At 40.8% G+C, this 12,647-nt stretch carries 12 protein-coding genes; 3 read left to right on the top strand and 9 right to left on the bottom strand.

The window, feature by feature from the left end:
* Positions 1-22 precede the first annotated feature (22 nt).
* Positions 23-1,018, top strand: a complete 996-nt coding sequence (locus LNL84_RS09955) for a D-alanine--D-alanine ligase (protein WP_244357089.1) — start codon at positions 23-25, stop codon at positions 1,016-1,018.
* A gap of 6 nt (positions 1,019-1,024) precedes the next feature.
* Here the strand turns inward: LNL84_RS09955 and LNL84_RS09960 are convergent, their stop codons facing one another.
* Positions 1,025-1,987, bottom strand: a complete 963-nt coding sequence (locus LNL84_RS09960) for a tyrosine-type recombinase/integrase (RefSeq protein ID WP_244357090.1) — start codon at positions 1,985-1,987, stop codon at positions 1,025-1,027.
* A gap of 91 nt (positions 1,988-2,078) precedes the next feature.
* On the opposite strand from LNL84_RS09960, the gene LNL84_RS09965 reads away from it, so the two are divergent.
* Together LNL84_RS09965 and yciH are read left to right on the top strand one after the other, a co-directional pair.
* The gene (locus LNL84_RS09965) at positions 2,079-2,444 is read left to right on the top strand and encodes a DUF3319 domain-containing protein (RefSeq protein ID WP_244357091.1); all 366 of its coding nucleotides are present in this window, start codon (positions 2,079-2,081) and stop codon (positions 2,442-2,444) included.
* Position 2,445: 1 nt separating this feature from the next.
* On the top strand, positions 2,446-2,757 hold the full coding sequence (gene yciH / locus LNL84_RS09970) for a stress response translation initiation inhibitor YciH (protein ID WP_244357092.1): 312 nt from the start codon (positions 2,446-2,448) through the stop codon (positions 2,755-2,757).
* Positions 2,758-4,472: 1,715 nt separating this feature from the next.
* On the opposite strand, the gene LNL84_RS09975 is transcribed toward yciH, so the two are convergent.
* The 8 genes from LNL84_RS09975 to LNL84_RS10010 form a co-directional block, all read right to left on the bottom strand.
* A complete protein-coding gene (locus LNL84_RS09975) occupies positions 4,473-4,619 on the bottom strand; it encodes a YoaH family protein (protein ID WP_244357093.1) in 147 nt (48 codons plus the stop codon).
* Positions 4,620-4,676: 57 nt separating this feature from the next.
* Positions 4,677-5,819, bottom strand: coding sequence for a conjugal transfer protein TraF (locus tag LNL84_RS09980; RefSeq protein ID WP_244357094.1), 1,143 nt, complete (start codon positions 5,817-5,819; stop codon positions 4,677-4,679).
* Between the two features lie 77 nt (positions 5,820-5,896).
* On the bottom strand, positions 5,897-6,775 hold the full coding sequence (locus LNL84_RS09985; RefSeq protein ID WP_244357095.1) for a DUF2861 family protein: 879 nt from the start codon (positions 6,773-6,775) through the stop codon (positions 5,897-5,899).
* Positions 6,775-7,434, bottom strand: a complete 660-nt coding sequence (vxrB, locus tag LNL84_RS09990) for a response regulator transcription factor VxrB (protein ID WP_244357096.1) — start codon at positions 7,432-7,434, stop codon at positions 6,775-6,777. The genes LNL84_RS09985 and vxrB overlap by 1 nt, the downstream gene beginning before the upstream one ends.
* Positions 7,409-8,833, bottom strand: a complete 1,425-nt coding sequence (vxrA, locus tag LNL84_RS09995; protein ID WP_244357140.1) for a sensor histidine kinase VxrA — start codon at positions 8,831-8,833, stop codon at positions 7,409-7,411. Before vxrA ends, vxrB begins: the two co-directional genes overlap by 26 nt.
* 187 nt (positions 8,834-9,020) lie before the next feature.
* Positions 9,021-10,400, bottom strand: coding sequence for a Re/Si-specific NAD(P)(+) transhydrogenase subunit beta (pntB, locus tag LNL84_RS10000; RefSeq protein WP_244357097.1), 1,380 nt, complete (start codon positions 10,398-10,400; stop codon positions 9,021-9,023).
* Positions 10,401-10,409: 9 nt separating this feature from the next.
* A complete protein-coding gene (gene pntA / locus LNL84_RS10005; protein ID WP_244357098.1) occupies positions 10,410-11,948 on the bottom strand; it encodes a Re/Si-specific NAD(P)(+) transhydrogenase subunit alpha in 1,539 nt (512 codons plus the stop codon).
* 312 nt (positions 11,949-12,260) lie between these two features.
* Positions 12,261-12,539 (bottom strand): HlyU family transcriptional regulator, encoded by a 279-nt coding sequence (locus LNL84_RS10010; protein WP_244357099.1) that lies wholly within the window; start codon positions 12,537-12,539, stop codon positions 12,261-12,263.
* Between the last annotated feature and the right edge of the window lie 108 nt (positions 12,540-12,647).

Genomic DNA, 12,647 nt, shown 5'->3' on the forward strand with positions numbered 1-12,647 from the left:
GATTTTCACGGATAGTTTTTACATGTCAAAACTGAACATTTTACTTTTGTGTGGCGGTACGAGTGCGGAGCATGAAGTCTCGCTGGTCTCCGCGGGATACTTAGAAGCTCAATTGAAGCGTTTTGCTGATTACAACGTAATTAAAGTTGAAATCACAAAGCAAGGTTGGGTTCTAAATGATGGTAATCTTGTTTCACTAGATTTGAACACTAAGCAACTCAAGGCCAAAGAGTCAGTCGTTAGTGTTATTGACTACGTAGTACCATGTATTCATGGCTATCCAGGTGAAACTGGAGATATTCAGTCCTTATTAGAATTAGCCGATATTCCTTATCTTGGGTGTTGTCCTGAAGCGAGCAGCAATAGCTTTAATAAGATCACTTCTAAGCTTTGGTATGATGCACTGGGTATCCCCAACACGCCTTATCTATTTTTGACGGAAAACAACGAATCGGCCCACATTAGCTCTAAAGATGCTTTTGATAAATGGGGCAGCGTATTTGTTAAAGCGGCTAAACAAGGTTCATCCGTAGGTTGTTACAAGGTCACTTCTGTCTCGCAGCTTGCGGACGCGATTAATAGTGCATTTGGATATTCGGATCAGGTTGTGGTCGAAAAAGCCGTAAAGCCGCGTGAACTTGAAGTGGCAGCTTATGAATATGAAGGCCAAATCCACGTCACGGTGCCAGGTGAAGTCATCGCACCAGATAATGCTTTTTATACCTACGAAGAAAAGTACAGTGCAGATAGTCATTCGATAACGAAAGTAGAAGCTGAAGAACTTACAGATTCTCAACTTAATTTAATTAAAGAGAGTTCACTTAAAGTGTTTTCGCACATGAAATTAAGGCACTTATCTAGAATTGACTTCTTTTTGACTGATGAAGGCGAAGTCTATCTGAACGAGGTCAATACCTTTCCAGGCATGACGCCTATCTCGATGTTCCCTAAAATGGTCGAGAATACGGGCCTTAAATTTAGTGAGTTCCTAAGAGATTGTATTGAGCGATCTAAGTAAATAGAGTCAATCCCATTCTTTTTTGTGTCTAAACTTCTGCTTTTGCTTATCAGAAGAGTCTAGTTTTCCGGCGTATTGCAATGGCATCGCCGGACTAGACCATCGACCAAAATCTTGAATTTCAATGATATTTTGTCCGCTTTTCGCTCTTTTCTTCACTTGTCCGACTCGTCCCGACTGGCTTGAAAACTTGAGGTGTTCTGGAAGAGATAATAGGGCACTTGCCCGTCGCAAAATTCTATATATCGACGAATCATTAAGTTGACGTCCACTTAAGTTCCCGTGTCTATCAATCGAACAAAAGACGATATCGCCTTGTGCAGAACTCACCTCTAACCACTTTATCATTGCAATCGAACCTTGTTCGCTCAATATATAAAGTTGATCACTGATCTCTATAGCCACTAAATTGGGCTCGATACGTAGGCTTGAGTGAGTGAGTTCTCTAAGTTCGTGTCTTTTTAGCGCACATTCATACATACAGAAATAGATGGCTAAATCACGAATATCTAAAGCCTCGTTACTTGTAAATAGGCGTTTGTTTAACTCATTTAAATGTTTGTCCGTAAAAGGGTTGGTTTCAACCGATTGGTGCTTTTCACTCGTTCTTAATTCAGAAAGGCTAAAGCCAACTTGCCTGTGGGATGTTGGATCTTTAAAACCAAGAAGGTAGTGAAACATGCCAATAGTGATGACATAACGTCTAATAGAAGAGTATTTACGAGATTTACTTTGTTTATCGATAAACCGACGAACTGCGGTAACTGATGCAGGAAGACTATTTACGTGCATCTCAACACAAAACTCATGAAAAAGTTGCCAATCCTTGCGAATTGCTAGCAGAGAACTGTGGGAATATTTTCCTGACGTCATTTCGTTCAGCAGTTCAAGGTTTATTGGCCTTGTAAGCGCGGCGAGATATTTATCAATTAGTTCCTGATCTAGGATTTTTGGTATATCTTTTTTCATTTTGATGCACTATAACTTAATTGATAGCTAGATTATAGCTGTTAACATACTACAATACAAAGACATAGCGCAGAACATAGAGAACGTCAGAATGGCTTTAGCAAATTACAGAGGCTTTACTATAAAATCTGTTGGACAAAGCAATCAGATTTGGCAAGTCTCGATAAAGAAACGAGAGTTACAAGGTACGCTTACCAGCGTAAAGAAGAGTATAGATTGGTGGTGTGATACGGCATCATTGATTGATCCTTCATCTTTAGACGTACAAAACGAAACGAAAACATCGGCATCTAAAGAATCATTCCATGGTTATACACTTAGTAATGATACAGGCGAGATTAATGGTTGGTATTGTATGTTTAATGGTAAACTAATCAAAGGTGGTAAGCTTGCTATTCAAAGGCATATCGAAGCTTACTTAATCGCGAAACAAAAAGCAGAGCAATCAAGTAGATAGAATGACTTTAGTATACTCAACAGAAACTGGAAGAATTAAACCAGAAGAAACAAAACCAGTTCGTCCAAAAGGTGATGGTGTAGTACGCATTATCAAGCAAACCAAAGGACGTAAAGGTAAAGGCGTTTCAATTGTAACTGGCTTAGATCTTGATGATACCGCACTTAAGTTACTAGCAGCAGAACTTAAGAAAACCTGTGGATGTGGCGGTTCTGTTAAAGATGGCAACATTGAGATCCAGGGCGATGTACGCGATAAGCTTAAATTGACCCTTGAGAAAAAAGGCCACACTGTAAAATTATCCGGTGGTTAATGATTGGGTGCTAATAACTAGCTGTAGCAAAATTTGCGGCTAGTTATTATTTAGTGTTTAGAACAAAATTGGTTAGTCTTTCATAATAATTTCCAGATGGTAATCGAAAGATTAACAGATTGATTATTATATACTTTATGGTAAATAAGGTTAAATTAAGTATTTTGAATATCACCGAAAGAAGAAATACACAGTAAGAAGAAATAGCGGCATAAGAGTGAAGTACCGGTTAATAGGCATATACGAACTTAGATCTCATTTAACATAATATACATAATGCGCATAGGGATTGTAAGAGCAATATAGTAATGTTTGGTTTGAGAAACTTTAAAATGTCCTCCTAAGCTTAAAACATTACTTAGCTTCGAGGACCTAAACTGATGTTAATTGCTATGAGTGATAACGAGATTAATCGATTCAAAGTCCCAACAGATGTGCGAGAAAAACGCTTACGACAAATCGACGCTGCTGATATTTTAAATATCTCTACTCGACATGTCAGACGCTTGCTAAATCAACTTTTAACTTATGCTTGGCACTCATCTTGTGGTCGTCCAAGCAACCGCCGCTATGATAACTCTCGGAGGATCACAATCTGACTGTTTCTAAAGAAACGCTCCGTCAATGGATGATCGCTGACGGCCTTTAGACTCCTCACACCAAGCGAAAGCCTAGGGTCTATCAGCCTCACTTCGTCGTGATTGTCTCGGTGAACTCTTTCAAATCGATGGCTCACACCATGATTGGTTTGAAGGACGCAGTGACAAGTGCTGCCTACTGGTCTTCATCGATGATGCGACTGGTCGCTTGATGAACTTAAGATTCAGTAAAATCGAATCGGCGTTGGATTACATGTTGGCAATCCACGAATACCTTCATGAGCATAGTAATCTGGTTACTTTCTACAGCGATAAACACTCGACTTTTCATGTAAAACAAGAAAAACACAAATAAGTAGGTCAAACTCAGTACGGTCGAGTAATAAAAGAGCTTAGAATTTAGATTATCTGTACCAATAGTTCACAGGGTTCAGTTCGTCGAGAAAGTGTTCTATTTTAATCGATTTTTTGCACATTTAAAGAATGGTTTGATTAAGGATAACAGTAGTAATTTAATTAGTTAAACAAACTGTTAGTATAGCCTAGCTGATTAACGGCATCATAAACAGTCAGATGTCACACTGTAACTTAAATCAATAATATAGCATCCACTTGTCGGGACGCTACAAGTAGCTTTAGCGTTTGGCTTAGTTAGTATGGTTAGGATGTTTGCGGGTTATTTACGAGCACGGTAGCAAATTATTGTTAGCTACCAACGATTAGTTATAGTGCATTAGTTTTACTTCTTCGTGTTCTACATGTAACTAGCGGAATGGCCATAGTTTTACCGCTCTATATGGTAAATACTCACTATCGCGTGAGGCCTTGTGTTAACGCCAGTATTTTTCACTACCCCGTTCTGTTCCACTTAAGACTAGTGTAATAAAATTACACTAGTCTTAAGTGGATTCTACCTCTCAGTCGATTATTCTGCTCTAAGTGACTGAAAGGTAGAATAATTAACGTGTAGACATTGTTTGGTATGTGTTTTGATATGAAGGCAATGCACAATTGCGTATCTATTGTAATTTTGAATGGTTAATTGTCGGGCACAAAAAAGAGCCCTAAAGGGCTCTTAATAATGTTTATGCCAAATATTAGTTTTGGTTTGGCTTTTTAATCAGTTTTTTGTTCAGCTCTAATTTTCTCGGCTACGATTTTAATGGCTTCAGCAGTGCTGATCCCTTGCTGCATTAGAACTTGAATTTGTTCAACTGCTTTTTGTTGCTCTTCATGAGACAACGTTGGTAAGTCGTTTAACATGTGCCCTCCCCTAGATCACGGCGACTATAAAGCAAAATACAAATGATGCATAGTGTTTTAGTAAGACGCGGCAAGGTTTAAATAGGCGCCCATCGCGTTCTTCGATGTATAGCTCGCTGCAACGTGAATATCAAATAGATTTAGCGGACTTAAACCAATACCGGCCGTTACCGTATCTTCTGTATCACGTGCCATGTTTCTAATATATCCAGCTCTTAGCTGAATCTGTCTAACAAGATCAACTTCTAAACCTGCTCTTAGTGCCTGTGTATCATCATCAAATGAAGAGAACTTTTCAGCTTTGTTTAGATCATAATCTACAGAGAATTGAAAGTAGTCTGCTACAAAGCCGGCACCAACGGTATACACAGGGTTCATTTTATATATGTCACCGTAATGAATATCTCGTCCACCTACATTAATGGTACCAGACGCTGTTTGTATTTCTCTGGCCATTAGATTCTTAGCAGAAAAGCCTACTCTCATCGGTCCGTGAAACCATAGAGCCCCCGCATCTAAGTTAAATGCGGTTTCGCCCAATGAACTCTCTTTAATGTTTTCGAGTTGAAATTCGTTAAGTGTGTTCACTGACGTAAAAGTATAAACTCTTTGAATTTTGGGAGAGATGCCAAAAGAAAAATGTTGCCCGAAAAGTGTTTGGTACTTAGCAAGTGACACACCAACTTCCGCAATGCCGACTGACATTGTTTTTACTCCGCTTCGAGTTACTCGTTCAGCGGTATTTGAACCTGTTGTATCAATATCTGGCGCCGCAAAATTTTCCGTGTATGCCTGACCATAAATGGTAGCAGCGAGTAATCGATTTGGGATACCAAACGCAACCGCCGCACCTATATCAATTTTAGCATCGGTCCCTTCTAGTCCATTTAGAGCAGAATCGACATCCTCAGGGCTACCACCATTGTTCATCAAGTTAACAACGTTATCGATCTTATCAAGCATCTGATACTCATCATTGTAGTTGAGTCCCAATGCTGGAATTATCATTCCAGCGTCGTCATTTCTACGATAGATTGCTGTAAGTGCGGGGTTATAAAATGGAGCCGTAAGATAAGAGCCAGACACCACACCAACACCTCCCATTCCCGCACCGCGCGCATCTACAGTATTAGTAGCTGCATTTGCAAAAGTAGAAGCAGTAATCGTGGCAATGGCGAAGAGTTTTAAATTTATTGTCATTGTAGAGAAGCCGTTAATTCCTTTATAAAATATTAACGGCTTTTAGTTTGAAAACTTTAACTGATTTGTATAGAAATTCATTCCTCTGGAGAAACATCTAACGTTTTACTAATTATTTGAGAACGGACAAAAAGAATCGGCCCTTGCCATCGACTTTGTTTTATCGATACAGCAATGACATAGCGGTCTGGTTCTATATCTTTTGCCTCGAGTTGACTTGGGTATTCTGATTCGTACTCTTTTCCCCACACTTGAGTGTATTTTCCATCGACATAATCGTACAAGGCAACTTCCAGTTTAGGCAAAGGACAGTAAGGGTTTAAAAGAGCATTTTTCTCAATACGCCACTTGTCCTTTGCTGCCCAGCGTACACTCTGCTTCAAGGCTTGGTCTGAAAAAATAAGCCATTGATTCCAAGACTCCCCGCTTTCAAGAGTCACTTGAATACTATATAAACCGACTTCTAAAGGACCTGCTAGATTGTAACGAATTCCGTAACGAGAAAACTTATTGACAGCGTCTCCCTTAATGGTTTCATAACCTTCTGAATCATTTGATATTTTTTTATCAACCCACTTTAACAGCTGGATTTGATTTATTTTGGATAACGAGTCTATATCGACCGATGTAGTGAATGTATCACGGCCTGGGCTTTGTGCAGATTGCTGGCTTATGGTCACGGACCGTAACCAAACTGGAAGGGGTTCACTCGACAATCCTTTACCACAATCGACTTCAAGGGATTGAAGAAATACTCTATTAATATGAGATTTTATACTTTTCGATTGTTTGTGTTGCCACACTTCAACTAGAGCGTTATACATTGCTTCTAGATCTTTATTCAACAAATATCGATGGACCTGGGTCAAAGGAGTATTTGTTTCAAACCAATCAGCGCCTTTAACTGAAGGCGCTAATAGTGTGAGTAATGCTAGGGCTGAGAAAAACTTTTTCATTAGCCCTTCATTTTATATCCAACACCACGAAGTGTTTCAATTTCTAAGCCTGGTAACTTCTGGCGTAGCTGAAGTACATGCGTATCGACCGTTCGAGTTGTAGGGAAATGGTTGTAACCCCAGACATGATCAAGTAGCTCGTCACGTGTGAATACACGACCAAGATTGCTCGCTAAAAACAGCAGCAAATCAAACTCGGTACGAGTGAGCGTAATCATTTCGTCTTTGTAAATCACTTCACGTGTTGCTTTATCAATAACCAAATTTTGGGTTGATACTTTTGACGCGTCATCAGTTTCTGACTCGGGTGCTCTAAGTTGCGCACGAATTCGTGCGAAAAGTTCAGCCTCTGCAAAAGGTTTGGTTAGGTAATCGCTCGCACCTGAGTCCAGCCCCCTTACTTTATCTTTGACTGTAACGAGTGCAGTAAGCAAAATCACGGGTACATCTTTAATTGTTTTCCAGCCTGGTAGGTGTTCAACTGAATCACCATCGGGTAATTGCCTATCGAGAATAACCAAGTCTGCTTCAGCCCAATGCTGCTCCACATCAGCGATCATTTCAGCGTGCAGGCAATTATAACCAGCTAACTCTAGACTAACTAGAAGTCCGTCAGCTAGATTCTTGTCATCTTCAACAAGTAGCAGTGTCTGTTTCACAAGGTATCTCCAAAATAAATGTTGTTGGTGGACCGATGAGGGACATTTTCCCACCCATTCGTCCAACCATCGATTCGACAATCGTAAGGCCGAGTCCTAAGCCACTTTTACTTACGAACGGTTTTCGCAAAGTTCGCCAATCCCTTGTGGTTAGCTTCCCTTGGTCAATAACTTCAATACGAATGGATTTCTCTCGCGTTACGACATTAAGGGTCACTGGTGCCACGCCATATTTGATAGCATTGCGGATTAGATTATCGATACATGTTCCTAACCAATATATATTGATTTTAGCCGCTATATCTTGGTTAATAGTCAAGTTAACGTCAGCATCGAACTCATCTTCCGCTTTAAACCTTAACCATTCTTCTACTGAAGGAATCCATTCGGTGGCTAAAGGTCGACTATCAGATTGAAGATAGTCCTTACTTGCTTCTGCTAGTTGCCGTAATCGTCGGGTATCTTCGCACAAGCGTCTGAATTCATCATAAACCGATTCAGGTAAACGCTCAAATTCTCGGCGGAAACCTTCTACAGTTAGCGATAGGCTAGCGATAGGTGTTCTCAATTCATGAGTAAGAATTTGCAAAACCAGCATTCTACTTTTTAATTCTTGTCTTTTGGCATTCCATCGATAGATCACCCAGCCAACTACTAATAAGATATTGGCGATGATCAAACTGATCATACTGACCCGCAGTAAATCAGAATGATCTTCAACTTCCCAGCATAAATTGCCTCGTTGAACAAAACAGGTGTTTGTTTCTGAGGACAATTTGAAACTCAACCCAGCCTTTTTAATGTTATCTTTCCATAGGCTTGGCTCAAATAAATAGTATTGATTTCCACGTCTTAGCCACAACTCATTGTTTTCAATAAACATCGTTGATCCGCGGATAAGAGAAATCACTGTTTTTTCGTCCATGACTTGAAGACGACCAAGTAATGAAGTGGGCATATCAATTCGGCGTTCTTTTATGTGCATGTACTTATGCAGTTCGTCGGACATTTCCGGGTACTTTGCAATATACCGAGCCGCATACGTTCCGCCTCCTGGATGGATCAAGCCGCTACGTGCAAACCATTTTTTAGAGAGTTTTCTTCCAGCACACATTGCTCGAGTAAAAACTAAAGGTTCAGTAATCAATGGGCTTAAAGGTAATGTTCCACTGCAATTTTGAGCCAACTTATAAAGTAGTTGGATTTCCTTTAAAGGATACTTAGATGTTTGTGGCAACATTGAAAGAGGTGTCAGTAACTGGGTAGGGAAATCAGCCTGAATCACACGGATATCGTAAGAAGCTGTGGCCTTGTCAAAATCAAAAAGCCCCACAAAATTATCGATTCTTTCAGGTAGGGATTCAGCTCTTGCTCCGAGAGAAAGAAAGACAGTTGTCATTAATGCAAGAAATCTGAACGTTTTATTCAAAGTAGATAATCTATATATTGAGAAGTCGGCCTGTTTATTGGCTATTATCGGCAACAATTCAAAACAGTGCACGTTAAATCTGTGTCAAACCTTCTTTTTGGCTTAGATTGAAGAAAAAAAAGCCAGCTAGCGCTGGCTTATCTAAATTATTTAGATGTTATAGAGCTTTGGAAATTGCATCTACACTTTCTTTAGCATCACCAAACAACATCATCGTGTTATCTTTAAAGAACAACGGGTTTTGAACACCTGCGTAACCTGTGTTCATTGAACGTTTAAAGACAATGACATTCTTTGCATTCCAAACTTCTAGTACCGGCATACCAGCGATTGGGCTATTTGGATCTTCAAGAGCAGCTGGGTTAACGGTATCATTGGCTCCGATAACCAATACTGTATCAGTCTGTTCGAAATCTTCGTTAATTTCGTCCATTTCTAATACAATATCATACGGAACTTTTGCTTCAGCGAGTAGTACGTTCATGTGACCTGGTAAACGGCCAGCCACCGGGTGAATACCAAATCGAACGTCTATACCTTTTGCTCTAAGCTTTTCTGTAATCTCATGTACCGGATACTGAGCCTGCGCAACTGCCATGCCATATCCTGGTGTGATGATAACTGACTTAGAATTGTTTAGCATATCTGCGACATCTTCAGCGTAGCATTCTGTGTGTTCACCTTGGTCTTCATCAGAATCAGAAACAACCACATCTTGCCCAAAACCACCTGCAATAACGCTTATGAACGAACGGTTCATTGCTTTACACATGATGTAAGAAAGAATTGCACCTGAAGAGCCGACCAGTGCACCGGTAACGATTAGAAGATCATTTGCTAACATGAAGCCCGCTGCAGCTGCAGCCCAACCTGAGTAGGAGTTGAGCATAGACACAACTACTGGCATGTCAGCGCCACCAATAGATGCAACCAAGTGGTAACCAAACACAAAAGCGATTAGCGTCATCACTATCAGCGCAAACATGCTACCATCAGCGTTAACGAATTGAGTTAGCAGCACTGCCGAGGCAATTAATGCGGCTAAGTTCATTTTGTGTTTGTGAGGTAGATTTAATGCAGAGGACGAAATGATTCCGCGCAATTTCCCGAATGCTACAATAGAACCAGTGAAAGTCACCGCTCCAATGAAGACACCAAGGAATACTTCAACCAAATGAATGACGTGTTCAGCATGAGTCGCCGCTTCAGGGGCATCGATATAACTGTTATAGCCAACTAATACAGCAGCCATACCAACAAAGCTGTGAAGTATCGCCACTAGCTCCGGCATTTCTGTCATTTCTACTTTCTTAGCGTAGAAAATGCCGATACCGCCACCGATCACCATAGCGATGATAACCCAGGTAAAACCTTGGGCGTCAGGACTAAAGATCGTCGCGATAAGCGCAATCGCCATACCCGTGATACCGTAGTAGTTTCCGGCACGCGCGGATTCTTGCTTTGACAACCCAGCCAAACTCATAATAAAGAATAAAGCAGCAACAATATATGCCGCTTGTACTAATCCTGCAGACATGTGTTACTCCTATTTATCTCTACGGAACATTTCTAGCATACGCTTGGTCACCGTAAAGCCACCGAATATATTTATGCTTGCGATAAGAACAGCGATGAAAGACAGAAAAGTGACAACGCCACTTCCTTGTCCAATCTGTAACAATGCGCCAACGACAATAATGCCGGAAATTGCATTAGTTACCGACATTAACGGTGTATGTAAAGCATGTGTTACATTCCAAACAACGTAGTAACCAACCACACAAGCTAATACAAATACAGTGAAATGTGACAAAAAGGCAGCCGGAGCTACAGACGCTACCCAAGCAAAAGCACCCAAACCTGCAGCCAAGCCGATTAGCTTTTTAGCGGGTGAAGTTGGTTCTTCAACTTTTGGTTCTGCATGAACTGGCTCAGCAGGCTTAGCTTGCGGTTGCGCTGAAACCTTAATTGGCGGTGCAGGCCAAGTAACCTCGCCTTCTTTTACGACTGTAACCCCACGCAGTACTACATCTTCAAAATCGATATCAATGTTGCCATCTTTCTCTTTGCAAAGAAGTTTCAACAAGTTGACCAAGTTAGTGGCGTAGAGTTGAGATGATTGAGTTGGAAGACGGCCAACCATGTCTGTGTAACCAACAACTTTCACACCATTGTCTGTGGTGATGACTTTGTCTGCCACTGTATATTCGCAGTTACCACCGTTAGCTGCTGCCAAATCCACAATAACACTGCCCGCTTTCATCGAATCAACCATTTCTTGGGTGATCAATTTAGGCGCTGGGCGACCTGGGATCAGTGCTGTTGTGATAATGATATCGACATCTTTAGCTTGCTCAGCATAGAGTTCTTCAGCTTTCTTATTGAACTCTTCAGACATTTCCTTGGCGTATCCATCACCGGAACCAGAATCTTCCTTAAAATCAACTTCAAGGAATTCAGCCCCCATAGACTGAACTTGCTCTTTTACTTCAGGGCGAACATCAAACGAACGAACTATAGCCCCTAAGCTTCCGGCAGCGCCGATCGCAGCAAGACCAGCGACTCCTGCCCCCGCTACAAGAACTTTTGCTGGCGGAACCTTACCTGCTGCCGTAATTTGTCCCGTAAAGAAACGGCCAAACTCATGAGCGGCTTCAACTACAGCACGGTAACCAGCAATGTTTGCCATAGAGCTCAGTGCATCAAGCGCTTGGGCGCGCGAAATACGTGGCACTGAATCCATAGCCATAACGTTGATGTTTTTGCTGGACAATTTCTCTAGCAACTCTGGGTTCTGAGCGGGCCAAATGAAGCTGACTAGACTGGCACCGTCTTTGATCAGTTGAATCTCTTCATCTGATGGAGCATTAACTTTAAGGATAAGGTCTGAATTCCATACATCCTCTGTAGAGACAAGTTTTGCACCAACAGCTTCATATGCTGCGTTATCAAAACTCGCAAGCAAGCCTGCTTGCAATTCAATTGAGACATCAAATCCCAATTTAATTAACTGCTCGACCGACTTGGGCGTAGCAGCCACTCGCGTTTCGTGCGCGAGCACCTCTTTTGGCACACCAATTTGCATAGCTATTCCTTGACTATTGGCAGAATGATTATTCTTTTTTAAACTAATGAAGCACTTAACATCAAGCCTTTTGTAACAAAAATACAAAATTTCATTACATATAACCTTGAGGAATGAAAGATTTTCAATTTATATCAGTAAAAAAACAACACATTTAGGGCAAAGCAGAGGTCATACCACTGCGATAACTCATTTTAACAGTGAATGTTCACGTTAGAAGCTAATACTAAGCAAACTCGCTCAATAACATATGACTAGCGTCAATGAATTCGTCATTTTGACGAGGTCAGAGGAGAAGATACAACTTTAGGATCACCCAAATATCCCATCACCCATTTGGTCGATGAACATTTGCGCCTTTTTTAGCATCAAGTCATCAGCGTCACCCTTACCAGAGACAACATCAGAACGGATGAAACGATGTTCCTTCAATTCGCCTTCAATTTCTTTAGTAATTTTTCCAGCAATCCGATATTGACCATTTTCAGCGAGTGAATCTTGGTAAATCAAGAACCCTTTATACTCAACAGGTTCTACAACCTTTGTATTATTCTCTTTGTTACTTCCAAAAAGCTTAGAAAAAAAAACCACTTTATTGACTCCTAGAAACTTGATAACTAACTACTATTCTATGTTGTAGCGTTTATAAGTAAGCGTCAACATCTCTATCTAATAAATGCCGTACAGGTGGGCGAAATC

This window comes from Vibrio gelatinilyticus (assembly GCF_022836845.1).
GTDB classification, from domain to species: Bacteria; Pseudomonadota; Gammaproteobacteria; order Enterobacterales; family Vibrionaceae; genus Vibrio; species Vibrio gelatinilyticus.

Excerpts from the sequence above, each read along its gene's own strand:
- LNL84_RS09955 (WP_244357089.1), top strand. The coding sequence starts at position 23 with ATGTCAAAACTGAACATTTTACTTTTGTGTGGCGGTACGAGTGCGGAG.
- LNL84_RS09960 (WP_244357090.1), bottom strand. The coding sequence starts at position 1,987 with ATGAAAAAAGATATACCAAAAATCCTAGATCAGGAACTAATTGATAAA.
- pntB (WP_244357097.1), bottom strand. The coding sequence starts at position 10,400 with ATGTCTGCAGGATTAGTACAAGCGGCATATATTGTTGCTGCTTTATTC.
- yciH (WP_244357092.1), top strand. The coding sequence starts at position 2,446 with ATGACTTTAGTATACTCAACAGAAACTGGAAGAATTAAACCAGAAGAA.
- LNL84_RS09975 (WP_244357093.1), bottom strand. The coding sequence starts at position 4,619 with ATGTTAAACGACTTACCAACGTTGTCTCATGAAGAGCAACAAAAAGCA.
- pntA (WP_244357098.1), bottom strand. The coding sequence starts at position 11,948 with ATGCAAATTGGTGTGCCAAAAGAGGTGCTCGCGCACGAAACGCGAGTG.
- vxrA (WP_244357140.1), bottom strand. The coding sequence starts at position 8,833 with ATGACAACTGTCTTTCTTTCTCTCGGAGCAAGAGCTGAATCCCTACCT.
- LNL84_RS09985 (WP_244357095.1), bottom strand. The coding sequence starts at position 6,775 with ATGAAAAAGTTTTTCTCAGCCCTAGCATTACTCACACTATTAGCGCCT.
- LNL84_RS09980 (WP_244357094.1), bottom strand. The coding sequence starts at position 5,819 with ATGACAATAAATTTAAAACTCTTCGCCATTGCCACGATTACTGCTTCT.
- LNL84_RS09965 (WP_244357091.1), top strand. The coding sequence starts at position 2,079 with ATGGCTTTAGCAAATTACAGAGGCTTTACTATAAAATCTGTTGGACAA.